The 15,752-nt window shown below is 57.3% G+C and carries 15 protein-coding genes; 11 read left to right on the top strand and 4 right to left on the bottom strand.

From position 1 onward, the window contains the following. Nucleotides 1-52 precede the first annotated feature (52 nt). Nucleotides 53-745: a CerR family C-terminal domain-containing protein gene (locus AC6IY8_RS10550; RefSeq protein ID WP_497774407.1), complete on the bottom strand. Its 693-nt coding sequence runs from the start codon at nucleotides 743-745 to the stop codon at nucleotides 53-55. Between the two features lie 111 nt (nucleotides 746-856). Between AC6IY8_RS10550 and AC6IY8_RS10545 the strand changes: the two genes are divergently transcribed. The 4 genes from AC6IY8_RS10545 to AC6IY8_RS10530 all read left to right on the top strand — a co-directional run bounded on the left by AC6IY8_RS10545 (nucleotide 857) and on the right by AC6IY8_RS10530 (nucleotide 6,498). Continuing rightward, nucleotides 857-2,350 (top strand): TolC family protein, encoded by a 1,494-nt coding sequence (locus AC6IY8_RS10545; RefSeq protein WP_497774406.1) that lies wholly within the window; start codon nucleotides 857-859, stop codon nucleotides 2,348-2,350. A 62-nt stretch (nucleotides 2,351-2,412) separates the two neighbouring features. Further along, nucleotides 2,413-3,648, top strand: a complete 1,236-nt coding sequence (locus AC6IY8_RS10540) for an HlyD family secretion protein (RefSeq protein ID WP_497774405.1) — start codon at nucleotides 2,413-2,415, stop codon at nucleotides 3,646-3,648. Continuing rightward, nucleotides 3,645-5,234 carry a DHA2 family efflux MFS transporter permease subunit gene (locus tag AC6IY8_RS10535; RefSeq protein ID WP_497774404.1) on the top strand — a complete coding sequence of 530 codons (1,590 nt, stop codon included), beginning with the start codon at nucleotides 3,645-3,647 and terminating at the stop codon, nucleotides 5,232-5,234. The genes AC6IY8_RS10540 and AC6IY8_RS10535 overlap by 4 nt, the downstream gene beginning before the upstream one ends. Nucleotides 5,235-5,547: 313 nt before the next feature. Continuing rightward, a complete protein-coding gene (locus tag AC6IY8_RS10530) occupies nucleotides 5,548-6,498 on the top strand; it encodes a helix-turn-helix domain-containing protein (protein ID WP_497774403.1) in 951 nt (316 codons plus the stop codon). A gap of 126 nt (nucleotides 6,499-6,624) precedes the next feature. Here the strand turns inward: AC6IY8_RS10530 and AC6IY8_RS10525 are convergent, their stop codons facing one another. Beyond that, nucleotides 6,625-6,888 (bottom strand): c-type cytochrome, encoded by a 264-nt coding sequence (locus tag AC6IY8_RS10525; RefSeq protein WP_497774402.1) that lies wholly within the window; start codon nucleotides 6,886-6,888, stop codon nucleotides 6,625-6,627. A 351-nt stretch (nucleotides 6,889-7,239) separates the two neighbouring features. On the opposite strand from AC6IY8_RS10525, the gene AC6IY8_RS10520 reads away from it, so the two are divergent. From AC6IY8_RS10520 to AC6IY8_RS10505, 4 genes are all read left to right on the top strand, one after another. After that, on the top strand, nucleotides 7,240-7,656 hold the full coding sequence (locus AC6IY8_RS10520) for a hypothetical protein (RefSeq protein ID WP_497774401.1): 417 nt from the start codon (nucleotides 7,240-7,242) through the stop codon (nucleotides 7,654-7,656). A 50-nt stretch (nucleotides 7,657-7,706) separates the two neighbouring features. After that, nucleotides 7,707-8,102 carry an EVE domain-containing protein gene (locus tag AC6IY8_RS10515; protein ID WP_497774400.1) on the top strand — a complete coding sequence of 132 codons (396 nt, stop codon included), beginning with the start codon at nucleotides 7,707-7,709 and terminating at the stop codon, nucleotides 8,100-8,102. 125 nt (nucleotides 8,103-8,227) lie between these two features. Then, entirely contained in the window at nucleotides 8,228-8,557 is a 330-nt protein-coding gene (locus tag AC6IY8_RS10510) for an energy transducer TonB (protein WP_497774399.1), read from the top strand. Nucleotides 8,558-8,699: 142 nt separating this feature from the next. Further along, entirely contained in the window at nucleotides 8,700-10,052 is a 1,353-nt protein-coding gene (locus AC6IY8_RS10505; RefSeq protein WP_497774398.1) for a tryptophanase, read from the top strand. Between the two features lie 212 nt (nucleotides 10,053-10,264). Here the strand turns inward: AC6IY8_RS10505 and trxB are convergent, their stop codons facing one another. Then, a complete protein-coding gene (gene trxB, locus AC6IY8_RS10500) occupies nucleotides 10,265-11,200 on the bottom strand; it encodes a thioredoxin-disulfide reductase (RefSeq protein WP_497774397.1) in 936 nt (311 codons plus the stop codon). Between the two features lie 19 nt (nucleotides 11,201-11,219). Beyond that, nucleotides 11,220-11,879, bottom strand: a complete 660-nt coding sequence (locus AC6IY8_RS10495) for a hypothetical protein (RefSeq protein ID WP_497774396.1) — start codon at nucleotides 11,877-11,879, stop codon at nucleotides 11,220-11,222. A gap of 147 nt (nucleotides 11,880-12,026) precedes the next feature. Between AC6IY8_RS10495 and AC6IY8_RS10490 the strand changes: the two genes are divergently transcribed. From AC6IY8_RS10490 to AC6IY8_RS10480, 3 genes are all read left to right on the top strand, one after another. Continuing rightward, nucleotides 12,027-14,036, top strand: a complete 2,010-nt coding sequence (locus AC6IY8_RS10490) for a PP2C family protein-serine/threonine phosphatase (protein WP_497774394.1) — start codon at nucleotides 12,027-12,029, stop codon at nucleotides 14,034-14,036. 223 nt (nucleotides 14,037-14,259) lie between these two features. Continuing rightward, nucleotides 14,260-14,637 carry a PilZ domain-containing protein gene (locus tag AC6IY8_RS10485; protein ID WP_497774393.1) on the top strand — a complete coding sequence of 126 codons (378 nt, stop codon included), beginning with the start codon at nucleotides 14,260-14,262 and terminating at the stop codon, nucleotides 14,635-14,637. Between the two features lie 547 nt (nucleotides 14,638-15,184). Further along, nucleotides 15,185-15,706 carry a hypothetical protein gene (locus tag AC6IY8_RS10480; RefSeq protein ID WP_497774392.1) on the top strand — a complete coding sequence of 174 codons (522 nt, stop codon included), beginning with the start codon at nucleotides 15,185-15,187 and terminating at the stop codon, nucleotides 15,704-15,706. The last annotated feature ends 46 nt before the right edge of the window (nucleotides 15,707-15,752 follow it).

The following is a 15,752-nucleotide window of genomic DNA, read 5'->3' as shown; positions in this document are numbered from 1 at the left end:
CAATCCACTGCCGAATCCGACAGCCAATTTCAGCCGTTCAATGCCCGTAAACTCAGGCTGAATGGGCAAATATTGCACTAATGTTGTTCCGCATCATGTTCTCCACAATGCGGGTTTCTTCTTTGCCAAATGATTTCCAGCCCATCGTCCTGAATACCGATGCGCGATCCACGCGGGTAAACTTCACCATCGAAAGAATAGCCATGAATTGGATGCGTGTTTCAGGAGCCGTTGCTGGCCGGTTCGTCAGCCGCGAAACGTAATCGAAACCCAACTCCAGCATGGGCAGGAACTTCGAGTGAATAATCTCAAAAGCGTGCGTGGGATCGAACTGCTCACGGTAAATGAACTGGCCCCACGCGGTTGGCGTTTCTTCCCCGAGCATTACGTGGGCAAACTCGACCATGAATTCGATGAACATTCGCAGAACTTCATCTCGCGTCAGGTCTGGTTTTGAAAGTCCCTGGCGTGCCCGTTCGCACGTTGGCCCAAACCGCTCGATGATGTTCGACCCAATGTACTCGGCTACTGCGTGATACAGGCCCAGTTTGCTGCCGAAATAATAGGGAATCGAGACCAGGTTTGCCTGCGCTCGCTCTACAATGGTTCGCGTGCTCGCTGCTTCGTAGCCCAGTTCGGAGAAGACTTCCACTGCAACTTCGATCAGGCGCTGGCGAGTTCGCTCGCTTCGGTCCTGGCAGGCCAAGCGTCCAAGGGCGCACTTTAGTTTTTCCGACTTCGTCATTTTGTTCGCGCTCTGCTGAATCCTTCTACGCTTTTTAACAATCCATCTGTTTGACAATTAAATCAAGCGTATGATTTTCTAGGATAGTCGAAGTCGGTTGGAGATTCAATAATGCACGCAAGAGTAATTTACGGCTGGCTGCTAATTTCGCTTTTGTCCCTTCCCGCCGGTGCTCAGCAACTTAGCGGTGGCGCTTCCTCTCTCAACGTCCCACAATCCCTCGATCAGTTGCTGGCGTCTGGCAATCAGAGCCCTTTTTCAGGCAGCGTTTCCGAAGAGAAACTTCAGCCCGGCGTGCTCAACCTTTCCGTCGAAGACGCTATCAATCGCGGCTTGCGCTACAACCTGGGAATCGTGCTCAGCGGACAGGCCACCGAGCAAGCCAAGGCCGCGCGTCTTCGCGAACTGAGCAACTTAATGCCTCACCTCGATGGCAGTCTGCGTGAGAGCTATGTCAAGGCAAACCTTCAGGCGGAGGGTTTTAACCTTTCGATTCCGGGAATCAACATCGCTCCGGCCGTCCGTTTCAGCAACTCCGACGCGCGTATTTCGATGACCGAGAACCTGATCGATTTCAATCATATTCAGAACACTCGTGCCGCCAGCGCCAACGTGCGTGCAGCAGGGTACAACTTCACCTCCGCCAAGGAGACGGTCACCCTGGCCGTCGCTGCCAGTTACTTGCTTGTTATTGCTGCTGAGAGCCAGGTCGAGGCTTCTACCGCGGAACTCAAGACCGCCGAAGCCCTGTTCCAGCTTGCCACCGATCGTGAGAACGCCGGACTCAGCCCGAACGTGGATACACTTCGCTCGCGCGTCGAACTACAGGTGCGGCGCCAGAATCTCATCGAGGCGAATAACAATCTCGCAAAGCAGCGCATCACCTTGTTGCGTGTTCTCGGGCTTCCCGTGCATCAGCAGATTGCGCTTGTGAGCCGTGTTCCATACAAGCCGCTCCCCGCGCTCTCCGAGGAAGGTGCTCTCCAACGCGCGCTTGCTGCACGTCCTGATTTCCTTGCTGCTGATCAGCAAGTGAAGGCCGCCGAGTTGCAGAAGAAAGCTGCCGAAGCCGAACGGCTTCCGTCGCTCGGCATCAACGGTGACTACGGTGCCATCGGCACGCGGCCAAGCAACGCTTTCTCCACATGGACAGTGAGCGCCGGGGTGCGTATTCCCATCTTCGAGGGTGGCAAGATCGAGGCTGATATTCGCCAGGCCGAAGCTGTTTTGCAGCAGCGCCGGGCGCAGCGCAACGATCTCAAGGGACGCATCGAGCAAGATGTGGCCAACGCCATTCTCGATGTAAACGCCGCCGCCGAGCAGGTAGAGGTGGCAAGGGCCACGCTTGACTACGCACAGCAGACGTTAACGCAATCGCAAGATCGCTTCTCCGCTGGCGTTACCAACAACATTGAAGTCATCCAGGCCCAGGAAGCGCTGGCCACGGCCAATCAGCAGTACATCAGCAGCCTTTATTCGCACAACATTGCCAAGGTGCTGCTTGCGCGCGCCATGGGCGCAGCCGAGCAGACGTTGCGCCAGGTGCTCAGCGATAGCAACCCTGCTCCCGGAGCAGCGCAGCCAAACCCGGCTCCAGTGAAGTAACTCGAAATTGACTGCGGCGCCACATGGCCGCCCGTTCTAAATGCATTTTTCGGAGAAATTGAATGGCGATCGAACAACAGAACCCACCGGCTGAGGCCGAGCGGAAAGCAGGACTTTTTGAGCGCAAGCCGTGGCTCTCCACGGTGCTTCGCGTCGTGGTCGTAGTGGCCGTGATCGGAGCGCTCGTCTATTGGTGGCACAGCCGCAAGTTTGAGAGCACCGACGATGCGCAGATTGATGGCTACATCTATCCCATCAGCGCTCGCGTCAGCGGCCACGTCACCAAGGTCAACGTGGAAGAGGGACAGTTTGTAAAGGCCGGCACCGTACTCGTCGAAATCGATGATCGCGACTATCAGGTGGCAGTTGAGCGCGCCCGTGCCGACTACATGGACGCCGTTGCCGGCTCTGAAGCTGCGCGTTTCAACGTGCCGATTTCGCAGGTAGGTTCAAGCAGCCAGATCAGCTCCGCGCAGGCCGATGTTCTGAACGCGCAGGCAGCTATCTCCGGAGCCACCAAACAGGTCGAAGAAGCGCAAGCCCGCCTTGTGCAGGCCCAGGCCAACGCGAAGACCGCCAATGCCGATTTGCAGCGTTATCAGCAGCTCGTGTCCAAAAAAGAAATTTCTCAGCAGCAATATGATCAGGCTGTTGCTGCCGCCACCTCTGCGAATGCCACTGTAACGGCCGTCGAGGCTAGCGTGCGTTCCGCACAGGAAGTCGTCAATCAGGCCAAGGCGCGACTCTCGCAAGCCAACGCGAACCTCTCCAATGCCAAGGTCACGCCCAAGCAGATTTCCGTTACGCAGGCACGCGCCCGCGCCGGTGAAGCGCAGGCTGCTCGCGCCAACGCCGCACTTCAGCAGGCTGAACTCAATCTTGGCTATACCAAGATCGTTGCGCCCGTCGACGGCGTAGTCGGCAACCGCAATGCGCAGGTCGGACAGAACGTTCAGGTTGGTCAGGAAATGCTTTCCATCGTGCCGCTCAACGACATCTGGGTCACCGCGAATTTCAAGGAAACTCAGCTCGAGCACATGCGTCCCGGCCAGCCCGTTGAGGTCAGTGTCGATGCACTCGGAGGCCAGAAATTCCACGCGCATGTCACCAGTGTTGGCGGCGCAACCGGAGCGAAGTTCAGTCTCCTCCCCCCTGAAAATGCCACCGGAAACTACGTGAAAGTGGTTCAGCGTGTTCCTGTGCGTCTCGACTTTGATGATAGAAACAAGCCCGATTTCAATCGCGATGATCGTTTGCGTCCAGGGCTCTCAGTGGTTCCCGAGGTGCGAGTTCGTTGAGTGAAGTAGCGACGGCAGGCGCCAGCCCCCGATGGCGCCCCAGTCACAATCCATGGGCTGTGGCGATGACGGTAACGCTCGCCACGTTCATGGAGGTGTTGGACACATCCATTGCAAACGTTGCACTGCCACACATTGCTGGGTCGCTTTCAGCCGGACAGGATGAATCCACGTGGGTGCTGACCAGTTATCTGGTCTCCAATGCCATCGTGCTTCCTATCTCCGCCTGGGCCAGTGATCGCATGGGCCGCAAGCGTTTTTACATGACTTGCGTCCTACTGTTCACACTCAGCTCGTTGCTGTGCGGACTCTCCACATCGCTGCCGATGTTGATCTTCTTCCGCATCTTGCAAGGCGCTGGCGGCGGAGGTCTCGGACCGAGCGAGCAGGCGATTCTTGCCGATACGTTTGTGCCCGAACAGCGAGGCATGGGATTCGCCATGTACGGCATGGCCGTGGTCCTCGCGCCCGCCATCGGTCCAACGCTCGGAGGCTATCTCACCGACAACTATTCCTGGCACTGGATCTTTTTCATCAACGTGCCCATAGGAATACTGTCTCTATTCTTGTCATCGCGAATGGTGGAAGACCCACCGTGGATCGACGATGCGCGCGAGCGTGCCAAGCACTCGCCTGTCGATTACATGGGCCTTGCGTTGATTTCTGTTGGCCTCGGAGCCTTGCAGGTGGTGCTCGACAAGGGCGAGCGTGAAGACTGGCTGTCTTCTCACTTCATCCAGCTCTTCACCGCTCTCACCGTGATTGCCCTTGTTACATTCGTCGTCTGGGAGTGGCGCGAGCAGCATCCGATTCTCAATCTGCGCCTGCTCAAAAATCGCAGCTTCGCCGTCAGTAATCTGCTCATGTTTGCTCTCGGAGCTGTGCTCTACGGCACCACCGTGCTCATTCCGCAGTTCCTGCAAACTGTGATGGGATACACCGCGCAGCTTGCCGGAATGGCTCTATCTCCCGGTGGTCTGGTCGTCATGGCAATGATGCCGATCGTTGGCGTGCTCGTATCGCGCGTCGATCCGCGCAAACTCATCACAATCGGATTCATCGCGTTGGCCGTGTCTATGTTTCACATGAGTTCGCTGTACCTTGGCGTTGATTTCAAGACTGCCATGATGTACCGCGTCTATCAGTCGATTGGATTGGCGTTCCTCTTCATCCCCATCAATACGATTTCTTACATGGGAGTGCCGCAGGAGCAGAACAATCAAATCTCGGCCATGATCAATCTCATGCGCAACCTTGGCGGCAGCTTTGGAATCTCATTTGTTGTGACCATGCTTGCTCGACGGATGCAGGTCCATCAGTCCAATCTCGCCTCCCACACAGCAAACAATCTTCACATGCAGGACATGCTCAGGAGTATGAGTGGGATGTATGCGTCCCGCATGGGGTCCGGACCAGGTTCCATGCAGCGCGCCTACGGAGCGATCTACGGCACATTGCAGCAGCAAGCAGCGGTGCTGTCGTATCGCGACACAATTCTCATCATGGCTTTTGTCACTCTGGCTGTGATGCCGCTGGTTTTGTTGGCTCGTAAGCCAAAGGCTGGCGAAGTCCACGTGGGCCACTGATGTAAGCGCTTGAGTACCGGAATTTTTCTGGGCCGCGCCGTATTGAAACGGGCGGCCCGTAAACTTAGCTCTGTTTTTCCCGTCTTTTTTGCAGCGACTTTTTCGCCGGCTCTGTGTTTGCGTTGTTTGCGGTGGTTTTCTGTAGAGTTGCGCGAGCTTTTACAGTTCGTTTCGGTTAACAATTTCCCGGATTTGTAAAGACTTTGTAAAGAAATACGATTTTTCGATCTTCCGGGAACTTTGAGAAAGTCTCGCGGCAATCCAATGGGTAGGGAACATGATCACCAAGATCACTAAGCCTGGGAGTAGCAGAATGTTGAACGGACTTGAAGTCGAAGCATTGCAGATGAACGATTTGAACATGGTTTGTGTAGAAGATCGCGAGGCCAGAAAGGTGACCGACCAGACCGTGGTCGGTAAAAACCTTTTCGCCAGCGGACTTCTGCGCCCGGGTACACATTCGTTTGTCAGCCCGCTCTCGTTGCGGTATTCGCTGCAGGATCGTTTCAAGATTCGCACTGACCGCGGCCACTACGAGATTTCCCCCACGACTTTCCTTGTGCTCAATGAAGGCCAGCGCGGCGAGATCAGTGTCGAGCCCAACACAACTCCTCGGGCCGTCTCTCTCGTCTTCGAGCAGAAGTACATGTCGGAGATCGCGCGCAGTTTCAGTGCGCCGCTCACCGCATCGCTCGACATGGATCGTGATGGCATCGTCGTGCGCTTCCCGGAATGCATTCAGCACGAGACAGCTTTTGAGATTGGCCCCAAGCTCCGGTCTTTGAGCAGTGCCTGTCTGCGTGGCGACAGCTTTGAAAGCGTTGCCGATAAGTTCCGTGCCGTCGCCGAATGCGTTGTGCTTGTGTATAGCGCCGCCAGCCGGCAGATCGAGTCCATCGACAGCGTGCGTCCCGGAACGCGTGCCGAGCTCTATCGACGCATCCAGCGTGCGTACGTTTACATTCAGGACGCATACAACGAAGAGCTCTGTCTCGAGAAGATTGCTCGCGTCGCTTGCATGTCGCCGCATCATTTCCATCGTGTATTCAGCCAGGTCTATGGCATCACGCCTTTGCGTGCTCTAGCCGACCGCCGCATGCAGATGGCTCACAAGCTGCTTGAGACCACCGACACTCCGGTTTCCGCCATTTGCCGTGCTGTCGGATACCACAGTGCTCCCACGTTCTCCAATTTGTTCCGCGCCAAGTTTGGCGTTCCTCCATCCTTGCTTCAGCAGCGCAGCCGCAGGGTGCGGATGCAGTAAGTTCGTTTCCTGAGGTGACGATTAGCCGGCAGCGATGCCGGCTTTTTTTGCCTCTGACTTCTGCTCACCGAAAATAGGAAGGCCAGCCGATGAGTGGCTGGCCTGGGACGAAGCGCGAATGAATTACTACTTCAGGTTCTTAACGTACTCTGCGACCGTCTTGATCTGGTCGTCAGTCAGACCAGCGTACTTGCTGGCGTGGGGAGCCTTCTTGCCGCCATTGGTCAGAACGCCAGTCACGTCCTTGCCCTTGATGGCCGGGGCCGACTTGCCTTCGCCATTGGCGCCGTGGCACATGGCACACTTCTTGAACAGCGTTGCGCCATCCTGAGCAAACATCATTCCGGTGCTCAGAGCCAGCATTGCGGTGATCGTCATAAAGCGTTTCACTGATTCGTCTCCTAGTGATTCGAAATAGCCGGCTAACCCGGCCTTGCTGTGTTTACAGGCAAAACCTTCGCGGATAGAGAGACAGATACCCTCTCCACCTTAAGTTCACTTCCTGGAAATCGGTTTCACCCCAGTGAGGCCCTTAGGGCCGTTGCCAAAATACTACTCCCTCGGTCGCGCTACCTCCAAGAGCTCTCTCTGAAATAAGCCTCGGAAAATCCGAAGTTGCATACATGAACTCAGCTCAATATCAAAAGTTGCGCACCCGCGAAAACTAAGCTCTTTTCGCCCGGAACTCACTTCAGATCTCAACCTGTTCTGCCGATAACACCAATTGAGGCAGAAAGCGCCATGAATGAGAATTTCTCCAAGCTGACCCGAGTGCAAGCCGCCACAACCGACTCCATTACTCTCGATTGCGACCACCTCTTCGCCCACACCGGAGGAGATCCTGAACTACTCATCCAGCTCTGCACCCGCTTTCTTTGCGAGCTGCCTCGGCACATGCAGGCCGTGCGATCTACCATCGAGAGCTGCACACACCCTGCTACCGATCACGCCGTGCAGCAACTGCGCAACAGCCTCATGATTTTTGGCTTTGGCACGGTTTCCATGACGGCCGAGGCGCTCGATGCTGCGGTTCGCTGCGGACGCAAGCGCGAGGCGAAACGTGAATGGCGGCTCCTCGAAGATCAGGTTCAGGCCCTGACTCCGCAGCTACAAAAGTTGCTGCTCCAAGTCTCGACACCGAAAACCGCCATACAGTAGCAATCGGGCGGCTCCGGAACTGAGCGCAATCCGCCTCACCTGTGCTACAAATGCAGGCTATGTTTTATCTGCTCAAGACCGAACCCGACGTCTATTCCTTTCAGCAGCTCCAGCAGGAAAAGGAAACCATCTGGGATGGTGTCAGCAACCCCGCAGCCGTCAAACATCTGCGTGAGATGAGCAAGGGAGACAAGCTCATCATCTACCACACTGGAGACGAGCGGCAGGCCGTAGGCACCGCATCCGTGCTCTCCGTTGATGCCTCCGATCCAAAGCTTCCAGTGGTGAAGATCAAGGCTGGCGTGGCCATCAAGCATCCTGCCGCCCTGGCCCACATCAAGCAGAGCCCATTGTTTGCCGACTCGCCTCTCCTGCGGCAGGGACGCCTTTCAGTCGTTCCGCTCAGCGAGGAGCAGTATCATGCGCTGATTTCATCGCAACTCTGACCGCGACAACGGGGGCATGCCTTTGCGGGGAATCAACCTCGTTAGTGCACGTCCCAAAGTAACTACTCCCATTCAGCTCTGGATCAGTAACATAGATCAGCAACTTACTTTTCCAGGCATAGGCCATGGCACATCCAAAGAAACTGTTTTCAAGTCGCGTAGCTGCGTTAATTTTCACTGCTGCCCTGGTCCTCTTCTCGGCCTCGGCCTTTGCAGAGGAACCAGTCTGCAGAAGCAAGAGCGGACCGCTCAAGGTCGTTTACCCTGACGTGGCCCGCAAGATGAAGATCACCGGAACTGTGCGTCTCCAGCTTCAGCTCACGTCCACGGGCAGTGTGCGTGAGGCCAAAGTGCTGGGCGGAAATCCTGTCCTTGCTTCTGCCGCTCAACAAGCCGTAAAGCAGGCAAAGTTCGAAGGCGACTTCTGCGTCATCAATTTCGATTTCAAGGAATAGCGTTTTACATCGACCTTGGCCCGTGGATCCAATCCCACGGGCTTTTTGTTTTGTGGATTCTCGTCCTGCCCGGGCTTCCAGAGTTCTTTCCCGATCTTCCTTCCCCGCACTAAAATGTCCAGTTTGCTTAAAAGGACATCCCATGCCCATTCGCACCATCATCGAGCCGTTCCGCATTAAGAGTGTCGAACCCATCCACTGGACTCAGCGTGAAGATCGCGAGCGTTTCCTGCGCGCCGCGCATTACAACCTGTTTCTATTGCCAGCCGACGATGTGCTCATCGATCTGCTCACCGACTCCGGCACCGGAGCCATGTCCACCTATCAGTGGGGAGCCATCCAGGAAGGCGACGAAAGCTACGCCGGCAGCCGCAGCTACATACGGTTTCGCGACTCGGTGCAAAGCATCTTCGGCTATAAGCACGTGATCCCCACCCATCAGGGACGCGCCGCCGAACGCATTCTCTTCAGCACCATTCTCAAGCGCGGCGATGTCGTTCCCAACAACACCCACTTCGACACCACCCGCGCCAACGTGGAAACCGTCGGCGCCGAAGCGCTCGATCTCGTCATCCCGGAAGGCAAGCAGCCCGGACTCATTCATCCGTTCAAGGGCAATATGGACGTCGCTGCCCTCGAGGAAACCATCGCACGCGTTGGTCGCGAGCGCATTCCGCTCGTCATGCTCACCATTACCAACAACTCCGGCGGAGGCCAGCCGGTCTCCATGGCCAACGCCCGCGCCGTCAGTGCCGTCTGCCGCAAGCACCGCATTCCTCTGTACTTCGACGCCTGCCGTTTTGCCGAAAACTCGTATTTCATCAAGCTGCGCGAACCCGGCTACGAAGACAAATCTCCCAAGCAGATCGCGCAGGAAATGTTCTCCCTCGGTGATGGCTGCACCATGAGTGCCAAGAAAGACGGCATGGCCAACATCGGTGGCTTCCTCTGCACCAATGACGACCTTCTGGCGCAGCAGGAAAAAGATTTGCTCATCCTAACCGAAGGCTATCCAACATACGGCGGCCTCGCGGGACGCGACCTCGAAGCCATCGCCGTCGGCTTGCAGGAAGCAGTCGATGAAGACTATCTCCGCTACCGCATCGCCTCCACCGCATACCTCGGCAACCACCTCGCCGAGCAGGGAATTCCTCTCGTGCTGCCGCCCGGAGGCCACGCCGTTTACCTCGATGCTCGCGCCTTCGTTCCGCACATCCCGCTCGAGCAGTTTCCCGGAGTAGCGCTCGCCGCGGAACTCTACCTTGAGGGCGGAATCCGCTCCGTCGAGATCGGCTCACTCATGTTCGGCAAAGTTGCCAAAATGGATCTCGTCCGCCTCGCCATTCCACGGCGCACCTACACCCAGAGCCACATCGACTACGTCATCGAAGTCATCACCGAGGTGTGGCACAACCGTGACCGAATCCGCGGCCTCCGCCTCACCTACGAACCGCCCTTCCTGCGCCACTTCACCGCCCAACTCGAGCAGGTGTAGGCGAAGAAATCTTCATCCAGGGTGGCCCAGAGTTGGCGTTTTTCCAACTCTGGGATCTTCTGCGCGAGCAGTACCGTGCGGCATGTGCTGATGTTTTTTCTTTGCTATGTGGAGTAGAGGAAAGCCTCACATATGCCATCCTTCGGCATATGTGAGGCTAGCAGGATGTGGGGAGCGCCTCCTGCCTTGCGCTGTACGCTCTGAGAGGCGTCTTACCTTCCTATCTCTTCCAGATACTTCTCCACCTCGAGTGCCGCCATGCAGCCAGTCCCTGCGGCCGTAATCGCCTGCCGATAGCGCCTGTCCGCCACGTCGCCGGACGCATAAATCCCCGGCACGCCTGTGTGAACGTAGTCGCGAGTCTTCAAATAACCGTCGGCATCGGTCTCCAGAATGCCTTTAAACATCGAGGCGTTCGGCGTATGCCCAATGCCGAGGAACATCGCGCTTGTAGGAAAATCCCAAACTTTCCCTGTGACCAGGTTGCGCAGCTTCAACGCCGTGACTTCTTTTGCGTTTACGTCCATTACTTCTTCGACCACCGTATCTGTCATGAAGTGAATCTTGTCATGCGCCTTTGCGCGATCGAGCATAATCTTGCTGGCCCGGAACGCGTCACGACGATGGATCAACGTCACCCGGCTTGCGAAGCGCGTCAGAAACAGTGCCTCTTCCATTGCCGAGTCACCGCCGCCGATCACCGTAATCTCTTTGCCGCTGAAGAAGAATCCATCGCAAGTCGCGCACGATGACACGCCATGACCAATCAGCGCCTGCTCGCTTGGAAGCCCCAGCCAGCGCGCGCTTGCGCCGCTTGCCACGATAATCGTGCGAGTCTTGATCTGTTCTTTGCCCACCGTCAGCACAAACGGGCGCTCCGTCGCCGACACGGCATCCACGTGCCCCAGCTTGAATTCCGTCCCGAACCGCTCTGCCTGCTTGCGCATGTTCTCGATCAGTTCCGGCCCATGAATTCCATCCGGCCAGCCGGGAAAGTTCTCTACCAGCGTTGTCATCGATAGCTGGCCTCCCGGCTCATGACCTTCCAGCACCAGTGGCTTCAGGTTTGCGCGCGCCGCATAGATTGCCGCCGTCAATCCCGAGCATCCAGATCCAAGAATCACCACATTGCGAATTTCTTCTGTCATCGTCCTCTCACAATCTTTCTTAATGATTCCCCGCGGCGGGTTTTGATTCTTTGCTCCGCGGCAAGCGCGACAACTCAGCTGGAATCAAGCTCTTCACGCCCATCGCTCCGCGGTACTTCCTGAAAATTTCATTCGCCACAGCAAATGTCGCTTCATAGGCGGACTGGTCCACCCCTGCGCATCGTGCCAGCACCAGCGAAGGTTTTCCAAAGCGTTCCACCCGAATGCGATCCGCCGGAGTGTCCGTTTTGACCACCTCGCCCGGAGCCCCTACCACCGCATCTGCAATCACCACCTGCAGCACATCGTTGCCATTCGCCGTTTTGCTCTCGCGCAAATGCAGCGCCAGCACCTCGCTTGCAGTCTTTCCATCCACACTCAGCGAGTATTGCGCTGTCCTCAGCGCAGCCTTGTCCGGGAATTCCTTCCGAATCCGCACCCAGTTCGAAGGCGTTTTTCCGGTCCCCGCCGGAGCTCCCGCCGCGCGTTCCTCTTCCTCGGTCAGCGTAGTCACTCCACGTGCGATCTCAAAGTCGGATGAGAACACTGGGCGTTCCTTGATCCTCGCCAGAGCTCGTCCCATCTCCTCCAGGTCGCCCTGCGTCGGGCGGCAGCTATTTACAAAGTTCACCTGGAACTTGGGCTTTTCCTGTGCTGCCTTCGAATCCTGTGCTGCCAACGGAACCGCCGCCGCACACATCAGCGTATGGACTACCAGTGTCTTGAACAGAGTCGATTTGGAGCAAAAATCCCGCACGGCAGGATTGTAAATGACCGGGCAGGCAAACTGCTTTCCCGCTTACAGCTATAATGCGGCAGTCTGACGATGAGTGAATCTTCTTTCCAATCCGTAGAGCATACCTTGCGCCATCATGGCCTCGTCCCCACTTCGCGCCTTGCCCGCGCCTGTGCCGCCGTAGCCGTGCTCCTTGGCGCTTGGACTCTGGTCGGAGTTCACGGATACGGCGTCTCCTACCGCCTCACCATCCTGCTGCTCGTCGGCATGTTGCTGCTGCTTGGCTATCGTGCCTTCCGCCAGCGTTTCATGTGGAGGCTGCGCAACCGACTCATCGTCACCTACGTCTTCATCGGAGTCATTCCGCTCATCCTGCTCGCCACCATGGCCATCGTGGCCGGATACCTCTTTGCCGGGCAGTTCTCCACCTTCGTCGTCACCACCGACGTACGCAGCGAGCTCAGGCGTCTCGAGAGTGCCAACCGCACTCTCACCGCCCAGGCCGCGGCCTTACTGCGCCGCAGCCATACTCTCGACCCCGACCAGCTCTCCATCAGCAATGAGCCGTTTCCCGGACGTCAGGTCACGGCCTACCATGACGGCCAAGCCACAACGCTCATTGGCGATGGGCGGCACAATCCTCCTTCACCGCCGTCGCCCGATATTCCCGAGAGCGTTCTCATCGTGGACGATGGCGAGCTCTACCTCCGCGCCGTAACCCGTGCACCGCTCGGCGACGGAGAGGAACTGGTGCTCGTCTCCAGCCTTCCTCTCGACTCCCAGCATCTTGAATCACTCGTCTCCAACATGGGAGTCATCACCCTGTTTGGCGACAAGGACGCGAACGCACCCAAGGCCCCCAAGGTCACCGCCGGACTCATGCCCGCCGCCGCTTCCACAATGGATTTCGAGATCGCGCCCTTCGCCACCATGCGCGCCGTCCATTGGCAAACGGGCCTCCCCACCGACATGTTGCTCACCGTGCGCACCCGGCCATCGCTGCTCTACAACCGGCTGTTCCGCACCCTTGGCGACATGACCAACGCCATCCTCGTCGTGCTTGCGGCTATTGCCGTCATCTTCGCCCTGATTGAGATCGTGGCGCTCATAATCGGCGTGCGCCTCACGCGCACCATGACTTCGTCGGTCGCCAAGCTGTACGACGCCACCCAGCACGTCAACGAAGGCAATTTCTCCCACCGCATCCGCGTCAGTTCCAGCGACCAGCTCGCTTCGCTCGAATCCTCCTTCAACTCCATGACCGAGTCGCTCCAGAAACTGCTTGCCGAGCAGAAGGAGAAGCAGCGCATTGAGAGCGAGCTGTCGATTGCCAAGGAAGTGCAGGATCTTCTTTTCCCGCGCGATGCCGCCGACCTTGATGGTCTCGAGCTTCATGGCATCTGCCGTCCTGCCCGCACCGTCAGCGGAGACTACTACGACTTCCTGCCTGTCGGTCCTAACGCGGTCGGCCTCGCCGTCGGAGACATCAGCGGTAAGGGCATCTCGGCGGCGCTCATGATGGCCACCGTCCACGCCTTCGTCCGCGCCCATACCATGGCCGAGCAGGTACCCGCGCTCGCCGCGGCGCAGGGCAGCCGCGCCCTGCTCATCCCGAGTGCCGACGCCGATTGCTGTCCGTCGCCGGCCACCGTGCTCGCGCTGCTCAATCAGCAGCTCTACCGCAACACCCCGGCGCAGAAGTACGCCACCATGTTCCTCGGCTTCTACGACCAGCAGAGGCGCCAGCTCACGTATTCCAATGCCGGACACCTGCCGCCCATCATCATCTGCGCCAATGGCTCCATCCGCCTGCTCGATCAGGGCGGTACCGTCGTAGGACTGTTTGGTGACATGGCATATCCCGAGGAACGCGTCACGCTCAATCCGGGCGACATCGTCGTCTGCTACAGTGACGGCATTACCGAGCCGGAGAACGACTTCGGCGAGTTCGGACACGAGCGCATGGCGCAGATCGTACACGAGAACCGCGACCTGCCACTGCCGCGCATCTCCGACGCGATTCTTGCGGCCGTTACCGACTGGATCGGCGGGGAAGAGCAGCCCGACGACATGACCGTCGTCCTCGCCCGCGCCCGCTAATCCCGGTGACCCAAATTCGGCCGTTGGCGGCCCACATCCGCCTTCTTTTGGCGAATGTGGGATAGCAGACTGCCTGCACTCAGAAGTGGACTTGAACACGAAGTCCCTGATGCCTACTCAGATACCTTCCTCATCTTCTCTGCTTCATCGCGGCGCATTCCGAAGTACCATCTCTCCACAGTTTCAGGGCCTCTGTCGAAATCACCTGAAGGGGCGTTGCGAAATGTGGGACAAACCAAAATCGAGTTCTAACTACTCCGGACGCATCTCCGACGACATCGTTACCGGATCGGACCACTACCTGATTAGTTCCTCGAATGCACACACGGATGCGCAGCAGCATGAGCGGCGGCGGCATCCGCGCATTCCGTGCCGCAATGTGAAGGCCTGCATCCGCACATCACAATCAGCGATCGTGGTCGATGTGCTCAATATGAGCCGTGGCGGAGTATTCTTCGCCAGCATCGAGCGCTTTACGCCCGGAACACCTGTAACCATCGCCATGCACTACATCGAAGGCGGCCAGAACCTGTTCCAGAAGTGCCGCATCGTGCGCGCACACTCGACGGATCAATACGCCGCCGAGTTCGCCCCGAGCTAAAGGCTGGTGCTGTTGTATTTGGATCTTGGGGTGTCATCCTGAGCGAAGCGAAGGACCCCGACCCATTGTGTGCCACCTTCGGCATAAGGAACCTTCATAAGGCCTCGGTGTTTACGAGTTAGCCAATGCAGCCCAGTCGCACTTCGCCATTGATTGCGTTGGCAATTTTCAGACCCGCGCTTACTCTTTGTTCAATACATCCGCCCCGATTTAGTCATCCCAACCGCTCCCCAAAGTCCCGATTTTTGGCACTGAATCGCACCAAAGTCGCTCGTTTTCGAGCCGAATTGCCCCTTTTCTGCCCCTTGTCAAGCCCTCTATCGTTGATTTTTTTACGCATCTAACTGAATACAAAGCACATTAAGTTCACTTCATAGGTGAGGGTTTCACCCCTCCAACTTGCTATCCTGAACTTAGGGCAGTTCTCACGGGTGCGGCCGCATCCATGGTGCTGCCGCTGAAAAATCGTTCTATCTACTCTGTTTTCAAATTTTTACCAAGAAATATAGGGGGGTACCCACCGCGCCATCGTGCGCGGTGTTCTGTTATGCGGAATAAGAAGAAGAACTGCGCTCACGTCCTCACCAACGGAGAAATCTGCAACGCCATACCCATGCGCGACTCGCAATTCTGTTATTGGCATCACAAGGCTCGCGCTCGCCATCGCCGTCACGAACGAATCGGCGGACCGCTTACCATGGAAGCGAACTCCGGGCTCGAACTGCCGCTGCTCGAAGATGCCAACGCCGTTCAGATCTCCTTGCAGGAGATCATGCAAGCCATCCTCGACCGCCGAATCGACAACAAGCGTGCAGGACTCCTGCTCTATTCGCTCCAACTCGCCACCTCCAACCTGCGGAACCTCGAACCTCTTCCGTCCGATGAGGCCGAGCAGATCGGCTCCATAGGGACTGACGACGAAGAGGTGTTCAATGACGTGATCGGAAGCACCGACAATCGCGATAAGTTCTGCGACGATGATTGCGGGCTTTGTGACGAGCAGGACTGTAAAGAGCGCCGACCCGAAGTACTGCCGAAACCCCTGAAATCTGATCCGGTTATCGCCTAATACTGGCGGATTTCCGCATCCTTCGGCTTTGGCCGGAGTTATGATA

The sequence above is a fragment of the Koromonas soli genome (genome assembly GCF_059726265.1).
The sequence above is the reverse complement of the archived record's forward strand: the minus strand, read 5'-3'. Positions and strand labels throughout refer to the sequence as shown.